Source organism: Acetobacter fallax (assembly GCF_011516735.1).
Classification (GTDB): domain Bacteria; phylum Pseudomonadota; class Alphaproteobacteria; order Acetobacterales; family Acetobacteraceae; genus Acetobacter; species Acetobacter fallax.
In genome coordinates, this window is sequence record NZ_WOSX01000004.1 from 54,698 (window position 1) to 73,949 (window position 19,252).

Sequence of the window (19,252 nt, forward strand, 5' to 3'; positions counted from 1 at the left end):
GCTGTGAGTATGGTGAACCGGGGAATCTGCTTTAAAACGGGTACCGGTTCGCTGACAGAGGAGCTTATGAGGCGCTCTTCTGAGTTCTGGGTGGAGCGCCGGGATGGTTGATCTTCGCTGAACCGGCGGGCTTTTCGCAGGTCATCATGGAAAATGGATAGATAAGGCTGCGCGATGGTTTGCATGGGTCGAACAGGACGACCGGATTGCTGCGAATGACATTGACCGGATGAGTCGCGTCCGCTGGGAATAACAGGCCTTTCAGGCCTGGCAGATCATTACACGTTGTTGTCCGGGCGCGGCCGGTGTTGTCATGAAAGGCGCATGTCAGTTTTGTTCGGAAGCCGAATCGAACACGAATCTGTTTTTCATCGATAATACGGGCTCGGGATGCGGTGCCCCATTGCAGAAGATATGTTTCTTTCGCGCGTTGTCGGCGGACAAAGATAATACTGCAGACGATGACGAAAGCAGGGGCGCCGATGAGAACAAAGCAGAGCATGTCAGTTAGTCTGTAAAGCTTTGTCCGGTCTGCCTGAATGTATTTCGCGAGATGAGTATTTCCGGGTTCTGATGGCTCGTAGACGGCCGTCAGATTCTGACCGGTGCTGAGAAGGTGAAAGTCAGAGACGGAGATGTTTTCGGTTCCGTGAAACCGCCTTCCGTCCGGCAGAGCAAAGGAATAATCGGCGCGGTGACTGACGCCGGATTTTGTTTTTATCACGGACAATGCGTCAACAATGGCGGAAACATTATGTCCGCTGGTGATGAGCCGGTTCATTTTGAGAAGGCTCACGCTCATGAGGACGATGAGCGTGAGCAGCAACGGTACGTAGAAAACCAGCCCGAGGATGGCTGCCACTGCCAGTCCGCCGTCTGTCTTTTCCTTTTTATAGACACGACGTGGCAGAGGCTGATCCAGTTCCGGCGGGAGCATCGTGCTGTGGCGTGACTGTTCCAGGACCGTTACAGTTTCGTTTTTTTGTCGGGTGGGACCCGGTGTGTCAGAGAGTGTGGTTCCGGCTTCGTCTGCCTTCCTGATTAATAACGGTATTGCCAGAGGAGACCGACGCTGCTGCCGGGGTCGTTTTCGGGGGTGGTGAAGCCGGTGACGTTGCCGCCGGTGCCGACGGTTGTGTTGAGTTTGAGGTGTTTGGTGAGGTCCACCTGGACCTGGGCCTGGGTGCCTGAACCGGAGGTGGCCTGTTTGGCGCCGACATAGACGCCTTTCATGACGTATTTCCCGGCTTCGATGCTGGTGCCGCCATTGCCGACGCCGGAGCCGCCGCCGATGGCGAGGCGGTCGAGCCCCAGGGTTTTCCGGACGGTTCCGAGCGGGTCGAAGCCGGAGCCACCGGCGAGGGTGGCGAGGGCCGCTCCGATTTCGGCCATCTGTGCTGTGGAGAGGGAGTGAGAGTCCGTTCCGAAGAGCAGCATGGCGAGGATCTGATCCTGCGGCAGTTGCGGAATGGAATCGAAGCCGATCTTTGGGTTGCTGGCGTATCCGGTGACTTTCAGCATGGCGGTCTGGCCGTCGACATTGCGATCGGCCTCGAAGTCCAGGGTCGGGTCCAGTTTATGGCGGACGCCGGAGCCGTTGAAGGCGACGCGACCGCGCGTGAAGTTGAGGGTGATGCCGCCGAGGCTGAACAGGCCGCGACGCATGTCGAAGCCTCCTTCGATACTGGGGGTTGCGGCGGTGCCACCGACATGGAGGTTGCCAGCCATTTCGGCGTCGAGGCCGTGACCCCGGACGAAAAATTCACCGGGAGAGGTTAGTTTCAGGTCGAGACCGATGACGCGGCTGCTGGTTTTTTCGGTCTCGTCCGGTTTTTTATCTCCGGGACGGACGACGTTGAGGGTGGCGACCGAGCCGGGCATCGAGTTCGGGATATTGATTTCGACATGCGGCAGCGTGATCTGGCCGTCGACGTCAACGCGGGTATCGGCCTGCCCTTTGACGGTGATGTCGGCATCGATCAGGGCGGTGAGCAGGTCGCTGGCGATGGGCTGGGCTTTCGCGGCGGTCAGGTGCAGATCGACCGGCATTCCGGGGGCGAAGGCGCCAACGCGGCCATTCAGGCTGATGGTGCCTTTTCCGGCATGGGCGACGAAGGACCGGATGACCAGGCTGTCGTGCTCAGCCACGATGGCGGCTTCGATGTTTTGCAGATGGAGGCCCTGGGCGAAGTCCTGCACGTCGCCGTTATGCAGGGTGACGGTGCCGGTGGCCTGCGGGCTGGCGGCGGTGCCGGCGACCGAGAGCGCGAAACTGATCTGACCGAGGGCCTGCCTGCCGCTGGCGCCGAGCATGGCGTTGGCGAGGGAGAGATCCAGGTTGCCGTGGGTTTGCAGGCCGATGGGGCCGGTTTTTGAGGTCGGGACGGTGCCATTGGCTTCGACATTCAGCTTTGGACCGGCGGCGAGATGGGCGTTGACGCGGGCGGTGGCGCCGGCGAGGTCGCTGGTGGCGTCGATTGAGGCGGGCGGGAGCGAGGCGGCGTCGCCGGTGGTCATGTGCAGGCCGCGTCCGGTGAGTTCGACGTGTCCACGGGGGGCTTCGAGCGTGCCTGTGAGTTTTGCGGCGGCGGAGAGGGTGCCGGTGGCGTGCAGCGTCGGGGCGAAGGGCTGCGCGAGGGCGGGAGTGACGTTTTTGATCGAGACTGTGAGGTTGAGGGCGGGTTTGACGGTGCCGGCGAGGTCGATTGAAGCAGGCGCGACACCGTGCGGAGCGACGGTCGCGCGGAGGCGATCGACACCCATGGTTTTACCATAAGAGACGGTGGCTGGCGCTTCGAGCTGGAGGTTTTCGCCTTTTGCTGTGGCGGTCAGGCGGCTGATTTTGACGCTTTCGGCAGGGATGTTGGCCAGGGCGGCGAGATTGAGCGTGCCGGGTGCGCCGTAGAGTTGTGAGAAGCGGGCCTGGGCTGTGGCGGCGAGGGCGGTCTGGGGGCCTTTGACAGTGGCGTTGAGGCTGCCTGCGATGGATGGGGCGGTTACTCTGTCGAGAGCGAGGGTCAGATTGGCGTCCGGGGAACCTTCCGGGTCGATGACGGTGCCGGCGAGTTTGATGCTGCCGACGCTGTAGGGGGCCATTGCGGCGGTGCCGGTGACGTTGATCTTTGTGCTGATTGGTGTGTTCTGGGTGGCGGCTGTGCTGCTGAGGGAGGCGTCGAGCGCGCCGGAGACGGGCTGTCCGATGAGGTTGCGCAGGTCGGCCAGGCGGGCGATGCGGATGTCGATGGTGCCGAGCGGGATTTTGCGCTTCGACGGGAGATCGAGCTTGCCGCTGCCCTGAACGCTGTTCCAGGCGAGTTTGGTCAGGGTGAGGTGGCGCGTGCCTTCGGTGTCCTGAGCGATTGTGGCGTCGAGGGCGAGCGGGGCGCGGTCGAGGGTGCCGGCGGCGGTGATGTGGCCCTGCGGGATGGTGGGCAGATGGGCGATGTCGGCGTCGAGAGTGATGGGGGCTTTGGGCATGGTGGCCGTGCCGAAATCGCTGGCGAGATGGGCTTTGGCGGCGAAATCGTCGGTTGGGCCGGTGGCGGTGAGATCGAGCTTTGCGGTGCCGCGCAGTGTTTTCGCGGTGGCGGAGAGGTCTGGCAGGGTCAGACTGGCCTGGGTGTCCAGAGTGGTTTTGCCGCCGTTTTGCGCGCCGTTCTGAACGACGTTTCCGGCTACGGTGAGGTGCAGGGCTTTGCCGTCCAGGGTGAGGCTGTCGAGATGGATGGTGCGGCCCCCTCCCCCGTTTTCTTTTCCCTGCCCGCTTTCCTTCATGGTGGCCTGGGCGGCGAGCTTGCCGTTGGCGCCAATGAGTTTCACGGCCTGTTCGAGACCGCTGAGGGCGGCGATATCGCCGTTGAGGCTGAGGGTTGTTGTGTCGCCCCCTTTGGCGGGGAGGGCAAAATCGGCGGTCAGTCCGGCATGACCGCCGAGTTTCTGGCCGCCCATTGCGGCGAAGGGCGCGAGATCCGGCAGGGTGAGGTTTGCGGTGCCTTTGATGGCGGGGCTGGTGGCGGCTTTCGCGGCGAGCTGAAGGATCGGGTGGCTCAGCGAGAGGATGGCTGTGCGGGCCGGATCGTTCGGGGCGTAGGTGGCGTCGAGCTGAAGCGGTGCTGTGGCGAGGAGGGTTGGGTTGCTGCCGGGGAGTCTGAGGCCATCGGCGGTGGCGTGGAGGTGAAGGAGGTTGATCTGATCGCCCTGCCCCATTCCGTCGAAGCTGGCGTTGAGGGAGCCGACCTGGGTGCTGCCGGCGACGAGGCGGTCGAGCGTGAGGGTGCCGGTTCCCGACGGGGCGACGAACGGGCCGCTGAGTTTCGCGGTGAGGCTTGCGGCCTGCCAGCTGATGGCCGGCCCCGGGGTCATGGCCGGCGCGGTCAGACTGGCGGCGATGTCGGCGGTATTGGCGAGGAGGTTCAGTTTTCCGTTGATGGTGGCGGAGATGTTTCCGGCATCGGCGTTCAGGTCCAGTGCGGCGCTGTCGGTGGGGCCGTTGAGGGTCATGGCCAGGGCGACGGGGGTGAGATCGGGCATGTGGGTCATGCCGGCGACGATGCCGTCTTTGCCGTCCTGGGCATTGAGTTTCAGGTTGACGTGTTTTGCGTCGGTTTTGGCGGTGAGGGTCAGGGTTCCGGCGGCGTCGAGGCGGGTGATATCAAGGACGATGTCGGCGACGGGAAGATTTTTGAAGGACGGGCTGTTGAGGAGGGCGTCGAGGCGCGGGAGTGCGGCGTGGCCTTTGAGCGCGAGGACGGCGGGGATGCCGGCGAGCGGGGCGCCGACTTCGATGCGGCGGGCGTCGACGTTGCGGATGTCGATGGAAAGGCCGGTTTTTGTGGGGCCTGTGCTCGGGGCGGTGGGCTGGTTCGGGTCGGAATAGGGCAGACGCGGGATGGCGAGGCGGTCGGCGCTGACGAGATCGACGCGGGCGGTGCGGCCGATCATGCGCAGGGGCGACCAGTCGAATTCGAGATTTTCGAGTGTAAGCCAGACGCCTTTTGTGTCGCGCAGTTCGAGGCGACCGACGTGGAGGGCATCGGGGAAGCGGCCTTTGAGGCCGGTGATGAGGACGGTGTTGCCGGTCAGCGACGCGGTTTCGCGTTCGAGAAAGTGACGGCCGGGGCTGGTGTTGGCGGCGACGAGAACGACACCGATGGTGAGCACGGCGAGACCCGCGACGGATGCCGCGGCGATTCCTGTGCCTTTTGCGATGCGACGGGGCCAGGAGCGGCGGGGCTTTGCCGTGCTTGCGGGGGCCGGTGGAACCATGCGGGAGGGCGGGTTCGGGCTTTCCGGTGGCATGGCGACGCCGTTATGGGGCGCGTCGTTCCGGCCCGGATCGGACTGGTTGTGATCGGACTGGTTGTGATCGTTCTGATCGGGGGGCATCAGAATGTCTCTCCCAGGCCGATATAGAGTTCCCATTTATCGCCACGGGGCGGGCGGTTGAGCGGGACGGCGATGTCGAGGCGGACCGGGCCGATGGGCGTGAAGTAACGGGCGCCGGCGCCGGCGCCGACACGGAGAGTTCCGTGGAGAGGGGCGCTGCCGGAGCCGACCTGACCGGCATCGACGAAGCCTGCTGCGCCGAAGCTTTTCAGGATGCGCTGACGGAATTCGATGGTGCCGGCATCGAGTGAGGTGCCGCCGATGGCGTATTTCGTGCCGGCGAATTGCGGTCCGACGCCCTGATAACGGTAGCCACGGATGGTGGCTGTGCCGCCGCCATAGAGGCGCTGATCGGGCGGGATGTTGAAGGTTGAGGCGCCCTGGACGCTGCCGACGATGGCGCGGAAGGCGAAGACGCTGCGTCCGGGTCTGGTGAGGCCGGTTCGGGCGAGATCGACATAGGTTGAGGCGTTGGCCTGGAGCAGGGCGAAGAAGGAGGTGCCCTGGTCGAAGGAGGCTGACGGGGTGGCGCTGAGCGAGACACGCCAGCCGCGTGTGGCGGGGAGGAGTGGCGAGGCCAGGTCGGTGTTGTCGAAGTTCGCGGAAACGGGGGCGAAGATCATGGTGTAATCTTTGGTGACCCAGAACTGTTCGATTTTCTCCTGTTCGGCGGCGAGGCCGTAGGAGATGTTCCAGTGCCGGTTGAGGCGACGGACGATGCCGGCGCGGGCGATGAGGGCGGTCTGGCGATAGGAATAGAAATCCTGTTTCAGGCCTTCGAGGCGGAAGCTGGCGTTCTGGTTTCGTCCGGGGAAATCCGGTTTGAACAGATCCGCATAGACATCGTAGCCGAGGCCTTGCTGGGCGGACCCGCCGAGGCCGGTGATGAGGGCGGTCAGGCGCAGCCGCTCGGCGTTGCCGAACAGGTTATGATGCGTCCAGGTGGCGCCGACGCGGCCACCGAGATCGGTTGAGTAACCGATTTCGGCACCGACGGAATGACGTTTGGCTTCAGCGAAGCTGAAGGTCAGCGGCATGGCGCCATCGGGGGCGAGTTTTGATGCGTCTTTGGCGCTGACGGTTGAAAAGATTCCCAGAGAGGCGAGATCCTGACGGGCATTTTCGATTTTCGACGGCTGGTAGAGCTGTCCGGTTCCAACGGTGAGGCGGCGGCGGATGAAGGCGGGCTTTGTCTTGTCGAGGCCCTTCAGGGTGATGGGGCCGATATTGGCTTTGGGGCCGATGGTGACGGGATAGATGACATCGAGGGTCTGCGTGGCTGGCTGAAGGAAGGCGGTGGGGGCATCGACATTGGCGAGCGGGTGGCCTTCTTCCTGGAGGGTTCCGGCCAGGTCGTCTCCGGCTTTGAGCACATTGGAGGCCACGGCGGGATCTCCGGACTTCAGGCCGAAGGCGGTTTTTTCGGCGTCTGAGAGTGTGACAGGCTGCTTTTTATCTGCCGAGACGGTTTTGACGGAGCCGAGATGGTAGAGCGGGCCGGGTTTCGCGGTCACTTCGATGGCGAGGGTTTCGCCGACAGGCAGGTTGCCGAGCCATTGCGGGAGATTGATGTCGTTGCCGTCCATCTGCATGTCGGGCGGCGCTTTGGCTGTTTTGGGGCGTTTGGCAGTGATGGTGACGTGACCGTCGTAGTACCCGAAGCTTTCGAGGGCGGTGGTCATACGGGCGTATTCGCTGCGAATCCGGCCAGCGAGGGCAAACGGACCGACGGCGTGGGTTTTTTGCAGGCTGAGCAGATCGGACGAGGCGGTGAGCGCGGAATCGAGATCGGCGTTTTTCGTGGGGACGACAGTTGTTGTGTAGGGCAGCGTCGGGCCGGTCGGGGCGATTGTTTTTGCCACGGGCTTTGCCTTGCCGGTGGCCACTGAGGGCAGTGACACAAGGGCGGTGGCGGCCAGCAGGAGGGTGAGCGCGCCCGGAGCGCGGACTTTCGGGGGGGCATGACGAATCCGCGCCGGGCCTTGCGGGTCTGAGCGTTCGGAGCTGGTTTGCCGGGGCTCTGACAGCGGGGCGCGGGTCTGACGACGGCGCAGGGGAAGGGAAAATCGTCCTCTCATCAGTTTCTTAATGACATGAATACGTATCGAAGTGATGCGGGTCAGGCTGAAAAATCCCTCTTTTCATACGATTTTTTGTCTGCCTTTCCCGTGCGTTGTCGTCATCGGTTGTTTGAGGCTATGAGAGGGCATGAATCTGGCTTTTCTTTGCCCGCGTCTGATGGCGGGCAGCATGACTCTGTCCTGGTCGGACCCGGCATGAAGGTTCCTCTGCTGAAGCGGCGCACACCGCCTTTCAGGATTGATCCTGATGAACTGGACCGGATTGACGCGCACGAGCGCCTGGTGGCCGGGCGGAGCATTTATCGTCGTGTGCGCGCTGCCGCGCGGCTGGCGGCGATCACGGTCTGGGTTCCGACCTCGGTCGGGTTTGAGGCGTGTCTGCTGCTGGTTCCCGGGACGGCGAAGATTCGCTGGACGCGGGTGATCTGGGGCGTGATCTGCAAGCTGCTGTCACTGAAGATCAATGTGATCGGCCGGCGGGCGGGCACTGTTGGCGGGGCGCGGGCGCGGGCGCGTGGCGATCGTCCTGTGATTTATGTTTCGAACCATTCGAGCTGGCTGGACGTGCCGGTTCTGGGGACGATTCTCCCCTCTGTGTTTGTGGCGAAGGGCGACATTGAGCACTGGCCGGTGATGGGGCTGGTTTCGAAGATCGGGCGGACGATTTTTGTCAGCCGGCAGCGCAACACGACCGGGCGTGAGCGGGATGAGATGATTTCGCGTCTGGCGGGTGGCGATAATCTGGTGCTGTTTCCGGAGGGGACCTCTTCGGACGGGTCACGTGTGCTGCCGTTTATGTCGGCGTTTTTTGCGATCGCCAAGCCGCCGCGTCTGCGGAACGTGGATCCGAAGGATATGGGCATTTCGTTTCCGCCTGGAATGGTGCCGCTGATTCAGCCGGTTTCAGTGGTTTACGATCAGCTTGACGGGCTGCCTGTTGGCAAGGCGCGGCGGCCTGTTTTTGCGTGGTATGGCGACATGGATCTTGGTCCGCATCTCTGGCAGCTCGTGAAGTGGCGTTCGATGCGGGCCTCGGTTTTGCTGCATCCGCCTCTGGACCCGGATGATTTTCCGAGTCGGAAAGCGCTGGCGATGGCGACCTGGCGGGCGGTGACGACGGGAGCGGCCGGACTTCGGCAGAATACGGACCCTGAGGTGCCGGAATGGGAGCTGAAAGCGTCCGATCGGGCGGCGTCGTGTGGACGTGATAAAGCTTCTCTTGACAAGACTCGTCCGTCTTTTGCCTGATACGGGTCTCTTATGAGGCCCGGAAAAAGCGGTGTCTGGTCGGGTTTTGTAGCTCTTGCGAGGAGTTCGGGTTCTGACAGGATTCTGGTCTTCCCGACGTGACGGCGCCGGTTTTCACGATGTCGGTTTTTCAGCTCTGGCCGGTGCGATGACCGGGGCGGGGTCTTGACCGGCGCGTCTTCACGCATGATTTCTCCGTTCCGTCGTCCGGAATGGTCCGGCGGCCTGCCGGAGCGAGCCTGAGCTGTGACGACTGAATTCGCCCCCATCCCTGACATTTCTGACACGCGCGATGTGTCTCCCTCCCCTGTTTCCCGGAATGGCGGCGCGCGTCGTGGTCTGCACATGATCACCTGGGGATGCCAGATGAATGTGTATGACAGTGCGCGGATGACGGATGTGCTGCGGCCGCTCGGATATGCGCCGGTAGATAATCCTTCTGATGCTGACATGATTATTCTCAATACCTGTCATATTCGCGATCGTGCCGCGGAGAAGGTATTTTCCGAGCTTGGGCGTTTGCGGGTGATCAGGGACGAGCGGAAGGCGGCGGGGCGGGAGACTGTTCTGGCTGTTGCCGGCTGTGTGGCGCAGGCGGAGGGCGAGCAGATTCTCAAGCGCGCGCCTTATGTGGATATTGTGCTTGGGCCGCAGACCTATCACCGGCTGCCGGAGATGGTGGCACGGGCGGCGCGGGCGGGCGGATCTGTGATCGACACGGATTTTCCGGCCGAGCAGAAGTTCGATTTTCTGCCTCAGGACGCGGCGCCGCAGACGGCGGCGAATGTTTCGGCGTTTCTGACCGTTCAGGAAGGCTGCGACAAGTTCTGCTCCTTTTGTGTTGTACCTTACACGCGCGGCGCTGAGGCGAGCCGTCCGGCGGCTTCGGTTCTGGCCGAAGCGCGGCGGATGGTGGCTGGTGGGGTGCGGGAGATCACGCTGCTGGGGCAGAATGTGAACGCGTATCATGGCGAGGGGCCGGATGGTGGCGTGTGGGGGCTGGCGCGGCTGGCTTACGCGCTGGCGAAGATTCCGGGGCTGGAGCGCATTCGCTACATGACGTCTCATCCCCGTGACATGGATGATGCACTGATTGCGGCGCACCGGGATCTGCCCGAGCTGATGCCGTTTCTGCATTTGCCGGTTCAGTCGGGCTCAGATTCCATTTTGAAGGCGATGAACCGGGGGCACACGGCGGACGAATATCGCCGGCTGGTGGACCGGCTTCGGGTGGCGCGGCCGGATCTGGCGCTGTCGTCTGATTTCATTGTTGGCCATCCGGGTGAGACGGATGAGGACTTTGAGGAGACGATGCGGCTGATTGGCGATGTTGGTTTTGCGCTGGCCTATTCGTTCAAGTATTCCATTCGTCCGGGCACGCCTGCGGCCGGAGCGCCGTTGCAGGTTGCTGAGGATGTGAAGGATCGGCGTCTGCAGGCGTTGCAGGCGCTTCTGCGTGAACAGCAGGATGACTTTAACGGTTCGGTGGTGGATCGTGTGGCACCTGTTCTGTTCACCGGACGCGGTCGGAAGCCGGGCCAGATGGTCGGGCGGTCGCCGTGGTTGCAGCCCGTTCATGTGGACGGGACTGATGAGCTGGTTGGCACGGTTCGTCCGGTGCTGATCACGACACGGCTCAGCAACTCGCTGGCCGGAACTCTGACTGAGGAGTGCGCGCTCGCTTGACCCAACTGTCAGCCACAGGAACTCCGCATCCCCGCACCAGGGGCACCCATTCTCTTGCCGGAACGGGGGTGTCGAAACCAACGACCCTCCAGTTTGGCGACAACGCGTTACTGGCGCAGCTTGTTGGCGATCATGACCGCCATCTGCACCATCTGGAGGAAGCGCTCGGTGTTCGTCTGACGCGACGGGGAAACCGGGTGGCGATCAATGGTGATCCGGGGCGTGTGGCTCTGGCTCATTCGGCGCTGACCTCGCTTTACCGGCGGGCTGAGCGGGGCGGAGTGATCGACACGGGGGAGATCGACGCGGCGATCAGGCTGTCTGACATTCATGCGGCGTTGCGTGATCCGGCGCCGGGCGCAATGGGAGCGGGTGCTGTGGCTGAGGGACCGGCTCTGGCGCTGGTTGATCTCCCGGCGATCCGCACGAAGCGCGGGGCGATCGAGGCCCGGTCGCCTGGTCAGGCGGCTTATATGGACATGCTGGCGAGTCAGGAGATGGTGTTTGGTGTCGGGCCTGCGGGCACGGGCAAGACCTATCTCGCGGTGGCGCAGGCTGTGGCGATGTTGCAGGCCGGTCAGGTGGACCGGATTGTTCTTTCCCGGCCTGCTGTTGAGGCGGGTGAGCGGCTCGGGTTTCTGCCGGGGGACATGAAGGACAAGATCGATCCGTATCTGCGGCCGCTTTATGACGCGCTGCATGACATGATGCCAGGGGATCAGGTGATCCGGCGGATGGCGACGGGTGAGATTGAGGTGGCGCCGCTGGCGTTCATGCGCGGGCGGACTCTGGCGCATGCTTATGTGATTCTCGATGAGGCGCAGAACACGACGCCGGCGCAGATGAAGATGTTTCTGACGCGCATGGGCAACGGGTCGCGCATGGTTGTGACGGGCGATCTGAGCCAGGTGGATCTGCCTTCGGGCACGGTTTCGGGGCTTCAGGATGCGCTGAATACGCTTGAGGGGGTTCAGGGTATTGCCGTGAACCGCTTTGACGCGCGCGATGTGGTGCGGCACAGACTGGTCGCGCGCATTGTTGATGCGTATGATCAACGGAAGACGGCGGAACGGGACACCTCCCGCAACAGGTTCCGCCGGGAGCAAGATGGAACCGCCAGGTAGTATTGGTCGCGGTCTCGCGGCCGCGACAGAGAGTGACCCTTCCCGATGGAACGGGTCACTCCCCTCCCCTCTTTTTGACGGCGAGGGCGATTTTGAACCCGATGACGATGGTCCTGAGATCATTGTCGAGGAGAGGCGCTGGCGGGCTTTTATCCCTCGTGCCGAGGCCTTTGCCTGGCGTGCCTGTGCCGCGGCGTGTCTGCATGCTGAAGCTCCTGTTCCCGAGACGATTGTGTTGTCTTCGGATCGGGTGGTGAAGCGGCTGAATGCGCGGCATCGGGGCCGTAACAAACCGACGAATGTTCTGACTTTTGAGCCGCCGGCGGGGTTTCCGGGTGGCGAGATTATTCTTGCGCTGGAGACTGTGTGTCGTGAGGCGCGGGCGGCGCGGCGGCCGGTTGCCGACCATCTGATGCATCTTGTGGTTCACGGCGTGCTGCATCTGGACGGTCATGATCATCACGGGGCTGGCGAGGCCAGGCGGATGGAGATGGAAGAGGCTCGTGTTCTGTCGACGATTGGCGTTCCCAACCCATGGAAACCACGGACATGACCGGATCTGACAACACATCTTCGGGCGAGAGATCTGACGGGAACGGTCGCGGCAAACGCGGATTGTTTTCGCTGTTTGGCCGGAAGCGTGACCAGGGATTGCGGCATTCGATTGCGGCGCTGGTTCAGGAAGCGGCGGATGCAGGGGATTCGGGCGATGAGACGCCGGAACTCGATCGTCAGGAACGGGCGCTGATTGCGAATGTTCTGCGGCTGCGTGAGACGAGCGCGGATGATGTGATGATTCCGCGGGCCGATATTATCGCGATGTCGGCGGATATCAGTCTGGATGACGCTCTGGCGATGATGCGGCGGGAGAATCATTCCCGGATGCCGGTGTATCGCGGGCAGCTCGATGACATTGTGGGCATGATCCATGTGAAGGATCTGATTGCCTATCTGGGCACGAGTGAGGCCTTCACGCTTGATCCTCTGCTGCGACAGCCGCTGATGATTGCGCCGCAGATGCCGGTGCTGGATCTGCTGCTGATGATGCGTCAGCGGCGGATGCATATGGCTCTGGTGATTGACGAATATGGCGGCATCGACGGGCTGGTGACGATCGAGGATCTGGTTGAGACGATTGTCGGTGATATTTCGGACGAGCATGATGAGCCGACGACGGCGATGATCGTGGAGCGTCCGGACGGGTCTTACGACATTGATGCGCGGTGTCCGGTGGAGAAGTTCGAGCATGTGCTCGGGCCGATCCTGACGGAGTCTGAGCGTGAGTCGGAGATTGAGACCATTGGGGGGCTTGTGTTCCGGCTGGCGGGGCATGTTCCGACGCGGGGTGAGGTGTTTACCCATGAGGGAGGGTACGTGTTCCGGGTTCTGGACTCTGACGCACGGCATATTCGCCGTGTACGGGTGCGGAAGACGGTGGTGGAGACTGCCGGCGAGGAGGATTCCGGCGGGAAGTAGGGCTTTTTGTCCGCCTGGAAGTGGAGCGTTCTTTCGTGTGGAAGCGCCTTTCCATTTTTCGGGCCAGACCGGAGAAGCGGCTTTGTCGGGCGCCGTGGGGGGGTGAAACTCCGGGCCGTATTACGATGATGATCGGGGGGGAGTGGTCGTCCCCGTCCGGAGATGCCGGCTTCGGTTTGCTGGCAGACTTGACTGGCAGGCATCATTATTTTGCTGCAAATTTCCGTTACTGTGAATAAGGACGGTTTCCGCCTGTCCTCTGACTCTTAGCTGGTTGCGCATGCATACGTATTTCGGTTTTTCGGCTTTTCGCATGCGTCGTTATTTGCGGGCTTTTTCGGGAGGCATCATGCCTTCGGGGCTGGCGCACTGGCTGGGTGTGCGGGCGATTTCGATTGCTCCGGAGCAGATTGCTGTTCGGGAAGGGCTGCGGGCCGGCGTTGCGGTCGGGCTGGTGATGATCGTGGCGTTACGGCTCGGGATGCCCCTGATGGCCTGGTCGGCGTTTGCGGCATTCTGGACGTGTCTGGTTGATCCGGGTGGATTGCTGCGTCCGCGCCTTGGAGCAATGCTGAAATTCGGGGCGCTGGGCACGGTGATTACGGGTGTGGTCTCGGTGGCATCCGGTGTGGGCGGGCTGCTGGCATTTTCTGCGCTGGGGATTGCTGTTTTTGGGTGCGGGCTGATGCGGGTGCGCGGCGGTGTGGCCACGCAGATTGGCGTGCTTGCTGCAATCGTTGCTGTTGTGGCCGTCTGTTATCCGCAATCCCCGTCTGGCGCGCTGAAACTTTCCGGATTTTTTCTGGCCGGCACGATATGGGCCACGCTCGTGTGCGTTCTGGCGTGGCCGGTCGATCCGTGGTCGCCGTTGCGGCAGGCCTGTTCGGGAATTTTTCGCGAGCAGGGCCGGATGACCGGGCGTTTGCTGGAATGCATGATGGTGTCTGCGGATATGCGCATGGAGGAGCAGGCGATCAGCGCTTACCGACGTGATATTCGCGGCAGGATCGAGCAGGCGCGGAGCCGGATCGAAGTGCTTGCGGCGGATCCGACGACTGGTCGGACCCGGGCGACGCTGTTGCCTGCTGTTGAAGCGTGCGACCGGATTTTTATTGCGATCATGGCGTTTGAACATGCGATTTTATCCGGAGTGGAATCGACCGGTGCGCGTCGGGTTGTGCGGCTTGTTGCGGCGGTGTTGCAGCGGGTTGGCGGCGAGATCGTTCTTCCGGAAGGAAATCCTGATGCTTTGCGGAAGCATATTGGTTTTTTGCGACAGGCTTCCGATCGTGGCGAGGATCTGTTCAGCCGGGGAGCCGGTGTCTGTGCGGATGCTCTGACGGATCTTCTGAATGCGTGGGAGCAGCCGGAGAGCCGGAGTGTTGCTGACGACATCACAGAGCGTTCGCGAAAGGCCGGGCCTGCGAGCCATCTGGTTCTGCGTCATGCGGGGCGGGTCTGCGCGGCGGTTCTTGTGGCGTATGCAATTACGCTCTGGCTTGCGCTTCCTTACGCCTACTGGGCGATGATGGCTGTGGTTGTGGTGATGCAGCCCAGCGTGACGACGACGTTGCCGCGTACGATTGAGCGTGTGGCGGGGAGCATTGCCGGTGGTGTGCTGGCGGCGGTGATGGGCGTGGTTTTGCCTGTCTGGTGTATTCTTCTGCTGATTTTCCCGATGGCGGCGGCGACGATTGCGTTGCGGGGCGTCAATTATACGCTGTGCGTGACGTTTATGACGCAGCTTTTTGTGCTGGTAACGGATCTGGTCAGCCCGACGCTGGGATGGGACGTGGGCTTGTCGCGGGCGGTCAATAATATCATTGGCAGCATGGTCGGGCTGGCGGGGTGTCTTCTGTTCTGGCCGGAGCGACGTGCGGCACCGCTGGCGGTTCTGGTGAGCGAGGCGTTTACAGCGAATATTGCGTATGCGGCGCTGGTGACCGGGCCGGAGCGGGTGGACTGGCAGCGGATTGAGGCGGCGCGGCGGCAGGCGGGCACGACGAGCACGCGGGCGGAGATTCAGTGTCAGCAGGCACGGATTGAAGGACTGCGACGGTCTCCGACTCTCGTGAAGGCGGCAGAGATTCTCTTTCTTCTGCGCAAGATGGCAGGGGCTGCGAGCGTGTGGTGGCTGGAGCGCGAGGATGTTCCCTCACTGGCCATGGAGAAGCGGACCGGGGCTTATGCTGCTGTTGCAACATTGTCCCGATCGGGTGCGTCTCTGATGGACAATCCGGAGGCGATGGTCGGGGGTTTACGGACTCTGGATCGTGACTGGTTTTGAGGTGTGATGACCGGAATGAGAAAAACGAGGATGAATGATGACGTTAAACACGACAAAAAACTGATAATTTATTGTTTGTCGTGGTTCGCTTTCCTGATTTCAGGTCTCTGGATGACTTTTCACGACCAGTTTTCACTGTGGAGCGTGGATGGAGATACTCTTGATCCTTTCGTTATTATGGACGGGATCAGGCAATATGGTGTGAATTTCTTATACACGTGGCGCTATACACAGGATAACTGGGTTTTTTCTCTTCTTCCAGGAGTGGCTGCGCTGACGGTGCTGGGATTTCATCCTTCTCTCGTCGTTTTGTCGGGGTGGCTGATTTATATCGGGTCGGGGATTCTTCTGACGGTTCTGGCGCGGCTTATGATCGGCCGCCCGGGATATCTTATCGCGATCATCTATCTTTTTTGTGATCGGGAGGCACGGGGATGGACCGGATTTCTTTCCAGTCCGGTGAGCCATGATGTCACGTTGTTATGGGGGCTGGCGGCGCTGCTCTGTGCGTGGTTTGCGATTGCCCGCCACGGTGGATTTGCAGTTCTGAGCGCTGTTCTGGTGACGCTTGCCTCGTTATCGGACCCGTGGGGACAGGCGGCTGTTGCCGGGCCTGTCGCTGGCGGGGCCTTTCTTGTGTTTTTGCTGAAGAAAGAGGTCAGGCGGCGGGCGGCATGGTTATGCGCCATGATGGTATTGTCTGTTGTGGTGACCGGGACACGCTGTTTCGGGTTTCTTGACTGGTTGCCCCAGACGGCATTTCAGCTCGGGACATGGGCCGGATTCAATGCGAATCTCGCAACCTGGTTTAAGGGGACAGCCCGGATACTGAATATTATTCCGGGTTATACCGGGACATCGCTTGCGACGACACTGGGCGTCTGGAGCGTGTTTCTTTTTGTTCTGTCCGCGGTATTGCCGTTTCTGTGGAGAGCGCGGCAGTCCATCTCAGGGGCGCAGTGGCTTGTCGTCGGCAGCATGATGTTGTCGTGCCTGTGTACGTCTGTGCTTTATGTGATCGGAGCTTTGCCTGACACGATGAATGCGGCGCGGTTCTTTGCGGTGCTGGTGCTGTTTGTTCCTTTTCTGATTTTGTTCTGTCTTGTTCAGGGACGATCATGGGAAGGCGGTTTCGCGAAATTCGCTTCTGTTGCTGTTCTGTTTTTACTTCCGGTTTCCGGTCTGTGTTCGGTTCCGGCGCAGACATGGCTGCGCCCGGTCAGAGTGTATATGAATGGATCGGACGGGTTTATCGATTTCCTTAAAAGCCATGATCTTGTTTATGGTTATGGGCCTTATTGGGGAACGAACCCGCCTGGGGTGACGTGGCTCAGCCGGGGCAGCGTCATCATGCGACCGGTGCAGTTTGATGGGGCGGGATCCATGCGGCAGCGCGGAGCTCAGGTGTCGCCACTCTGGTATGACGGGGATGTTTCGACGCGCGGGCGCAGATTTTTCGTTGCTCTGGTTCAGGATGAAGAGAATTGCAGTTCCCTTTCCCTGTGCAGGGATGCGCTGCAGAAGCATTTTGGGACACCTGCCGAGCGCCTTCAGTATGGCGCGATCCAGGTTTTGGTCTGGGATCAGCCGGCGCCACGTATTGAGTAGTGCTCAGGAGAAAAATATTGACATTTTCCGGACTGACCTGTTGTGGTGTGCCGGTGTCGTTCGGTTTTCAGGCCGTGCGTCCGTAGGCGTTAACGTGAAACAACGCGCAGAAACCAGCAACTTGCGGGCTGGCTCTGTGCGTCTGTACATTTGCAGTCGCTGGTGCTACCCGCCGGAAAGGACTTGCAGATGAGTTTGACTTCTTTTTTCTCTTCAAAAAACGGCCCGGAGATACGTCGGGTCCGGCATGAGCTGAAGCGGCGGACACTGGATGTGGTCTCGGCTGAGAGACTGACGCCGCACATGATCCGGGTGACGCTGACGAGCAATGATCTGAGCTCGTTTGTGAGTGCGTCGCCTGATGATCACATCAAGATTTTTCTTCCGGGGTCAGATGGTGAGCCGGTTCGTCGGGACTATACGCCTCGGCGCTTTGATGCGGCACGGCGGGAACTGGTGCTGGATTTTGTCAGCCATGAGGGCGGACCCGCGGCGGCATGGGCACGGGCGGCGCGGGCGGGTGACAGGCTGGATATTGGCGGGCCGCGCGGGTCTCAGGTGATTGAGGGAGAGATTGATCACTGGGTGCTGATTGGCGACGAAACGGCTTTGCCGGCGATCGGGCGGCGTGTTGAGGAACTTACGGCCTCGGCGCGCGTGACAACGGTTGTTGCTGTTCCGGGTGCTGAGGATGAGCAGGTGTTTGTGACCGGGGCACGGCATGAGGCGCACTGGGTTCATCGTCCTCTGGAAGACGCTGATCGGGCGGAACCTGTTCTGACCGTGCTGAAGACGCTGGAGTGTGGTCCCCGGACGTTTGTGTGGGTGGCTGCTGAGGCAATGGTGGCCCGGGCGGTGCGGCGGTATTTTCTGGAGGAACGCGGGCTGGACCGGGTGTGGCTGAAGGCTTCGGGGTATTGGGTTAAGGGGCGTGCGGATGCGGCGGTGAAGGATTTTGACGCGGAGGGATGACGGGGTCGGGTCTGGCTTTACGAGGACTGTGCGATCCAGTGACTGAGCCCATCGACGCTATGGAAGTCTTCTGTCGCGTGACAGGGAATGTCCGGCAGTGTGTTGCGTGCCATGCGGGTCAGCGCGGTGCCGGGTCCTGTTTCAATGATCCTGCTGACATCAGCTTCTCTGCAGCCCTGAAGGCAGGCCTGCCAGTTCACTGTTGTGCTGACCTGTCTGGCCAGTCTCATACACCCGTCATCGATGCGGAGAACGGGTTCTCCGTCCAGTCCGCTCAGCAATCGCACTTCTGGTGACGGCTGTTCTGGTTGCAGGGTGTGGAGGGCGTGCAGCAATGGGTCCACCGCGCTCTGAAGAAGGGGTGTATGGGACGGGACTGCGACGTGCAGCCGTTTTGCGGTGGACGCACCCAGTTGCAGCGCGTGTGCGACAGCCAGATCGAGTTGCGCTGCGAGGCCGCCGATGACGACATTATCCGGTGCGTTTACGATGGCGACGAATGTTCCGGTTTCTTTCAGGATCGATTGCAGGCGGTCATCCGGCAGACCGGCTATTCCTGCGAGGCCGGCGTTTTTCGGGCTGGCCTGATCCATAAGCGCCGCGCGGGTGGCGGCAAGTTCCAGGACCTGGTCCGGAGTGAGGCAGCCTGCTATTCCCCAGGCCGGGAGTCTTAGAGGCAGTTCTTCCGTCAGGAAGCCGTCTTTTACGATAGAGTTCTTCTGAAAATCCGGACTGATCAGGCTGGCGCCGTACCACTGTATGGTGACGGGTTCGGATGTGACGGGGCTCGGGGCGGCTGTGTAGTCTGAAGCTACTTTCGGGTCTCCTTTACCGCTGTATCGGGCAATGAGCGGGAACGGATAAATCGGGCGGGTGTGCGGCGTGAGGCATTGCCGATGCTGGCGTTGACCATACCGCAGAGGCCACCGCAGCCTGATTGGACAAAGCGCCGGGTCCATTTGTTCTGAGGCAGATCGATCTCGAAGCTGATGGCCGGGGCGATGGTGCCGGTGACTTTGCAGAATGTGCCTTTTGCTGTGGTCAGGGATTTGCTTTGCGTGGTGACGCGGGCGCCTTCGACAGTCGTGGGTGCGGCGGTGGCGAGGTAGGTCTGACGACGGATAGGTGTGTCGGGGTACACCTTGTGCGTGGGCGGTGCCTGCTGAGACGAGAACGATGCTGGTAAAGAATGCGACTTTCAGAAGCGTGATTGAAGGGCCTCTGGAGGGAATGGCAGGCAGCGGCGTCATGAGCTGTCCTCTGGAAGTTCTCGGTGCGGGCCGTTGAGTTCCTGAGCGTCTTTTCCGAGGCAGAGGAAGTGCATTGCCGCACGTGTGGGAAGTGATCCGGGGCGTGCGGCACCGGATCACTTTGTTCCTGATTTT

General features: G+C 61.6%; 13 protein-coding genes. 8 read left to right on the forward strand and 5 right to left on the reverse strand.

The window, feature by feature from the left end:
- Nucleotides 1-64 precede the first annotated feature (64 nt).
- From GOB85_RS03810 to GOB85_RS03820, 3 genes are all read right to left on the reverse strand, one after another.
- Nucleotides 65-937, reverse strand: a complete 873-nt coding sequence (locus GOB85_RS03810; RefSeq protein WP_173576303.1) for a DUF3592 domain-containing protein — start codon at nt 935-937, stop codon at nt 65-67.
- A 104-nt stretch (nt 938-1,041) separates the two neighbouring features.
- Entirely contained in the window at nt 1,042-5,298 is a 4,257-nt protein-coding gene (locus GOB85_RS03815) for a translocation/assembly module TamB domain-containing protein (RefSeq protein ID WP_408737027.1), read from the reverse strand.
- A gap of 86 nt (nt 5,299-5,384) precedes the next feature.
- Nucleotides 5,385-7,463, reverse strand: coding sequence for an autotransporter assembly complex protein TamA (locus tag GOB85_RS03820; RefSeq protein ID WP_173576304.1), 2,079 nt, complete (start codon nt 7,461-7,463; stop codon nt 5,385-5,387).
- Nucleotides 7,464-7,661: 198 nt separating this feature from the next.
- On the opposite strand from GOB85_RS03820, the gene GOB85_RS03825 reads away from it, so the two are divergent.
- The 8 genes from GOB85_RS03825 (at nt 7,662) to GOB85_RS03860 (ending at nt 17,867) form a co-directional block, all read left to right on the forward strand.
- Complete coding sequence (locus GOB85_RS03825; protein ID WP_173576305.1) at nt 7,662-8,714, forward strand: lysophospholipid acyltransferase family protein; 1,053 nt, start codon at nt 7,662-7,664, stop codon at nt 8,712-8,714.
- A gap of 345 nt (nt 8,715-9,059) precedes the next feature.
- Nucleotides 9,060-10,400 carry a tRNA (N6-isopentenyl adenosine(37)-C2)-methylthiotransferase MiaB gene (gene miaB, locus GOB85_RS03830; RefSeq protein ID WP_173576374.1) on the forward strand — a complete coding sequence of 447 codons (1,341 nt, stop codon included), beginning with the start codon at nt 9,060-9,062 and terminating at the stop codon, nt 10,398-10,400.
- A 68-nt stretch (nt 10,401-10,468) separates the two neighbouring features.
- Entirely contained in the window at nt 10,469-11,524 is a 1,056-nt protein-coding gene (locus GOB85_RS03835) for a PhoH family protein (RefSeq protein WP_173576375.1), read from the forward strand.
- A complete protein-coding gene (gene ybeY, locus GOB85_RS03840; RefSeq protein WP_173576306.1) occupies nt 11,508-12,077 on the forward strand; it encodes an rRNA maturation RNase YbeY in 570 nt (189 codons plus the stop codon). Before GOB85_RS03835 ends, ybeY begins: the two co-directional genes overlap by 17 nt.
- The gene (locus GOB85_RS03845; RefSeq protein WP_242011272.1) at nt 12,074-13,000 is read left to right on the forward strand and encodes a hemolysin family protein; all 927 of its coding nucleotides are present in this window, start codon (nt 12,074-12,076) and stop codon (nt 12,998-13,000) included. Before ybeY ends, GOB85_RS03845 begins: the two co-directional genes overlap by 4 nt.
- A 313-nt stretch (nt 13,001-13,313) precedes the next feature.
- Nucleotides 13,314-15,287 (forward strand): FUSC family protein, encoded by a 1,974-nt coding sequence (locus tag GOB85_RS03850; protein WP_242011273.1) that lies wholly within the window; start codon nt 13,314-13,316, stop codon nt 15,285-15,287.
- A 111-nt stretch (nt 15,288-15,398) separates the two neighbouring features.
- On the forward strand, nt 15,399-16,895 hold the full coding sequence (locus tag GOB85_RS03855) for a hypothetical protein (protein ID WP_173576309.1): 1,497 nt from the start codon (nt 15,399-15,401) through the stop codon (nt 16,893-16,895).
- 189 nt (nt 16,896-17,084) lie between these two features.
- Nucleotides 17,085-17,867 (forward strand): siderophore-interacting protein, encoded by a 783-nt coding sequence (locus tag GOB85_RS03860; RefSeq protein WP_173576310.1) that lies wholly within the window; start codon nt 17,085-17,087, stop codon nt 17,865-17,867.
- Between the two features lie 17 nt (nt 17,868-17,884).
- On the opposite strand, the gene GOB85_RS03865 is transcribed toward GOB85_RS03860, so the two are convergent.
- Both GOB85_RS03865 and GOB85_RS03870 read right to left on the reverse strand, forming a co-directional pair.
- Nucleotides 17,885-18,460 carry an ACP S-malonyltransferase gene (locus GOB85_RS03865; RefSeq protein WP_173576311.1) on the reverse strand — a complete coding sequence of 192 codons (576 nt, stop codon included), beginning with the start codon at nt 18,458-18,460 and terminating at the stop codon, nt 17,885-17,887.
- Nucleotides 18,461-18,678: 218 nt separating this feature from the next.
- Nucleotides 18,679-19,008 carry a tannase/feruloyl esterase family alpha/beta hydrolase gene (locus tag GOB85_RS03870; RefSeq protein WP_173576312.1) on the reverse strand — a complete coding sequence of 110 codons (330 nt, stop codon included), beginning with the start codon at nt 19,006-19,008 and terminating at the stop codon, nt 18,679-18,681.
- Between the last annotated feature and the right edge of the window lie 244 nt (nt 19,009-19,252).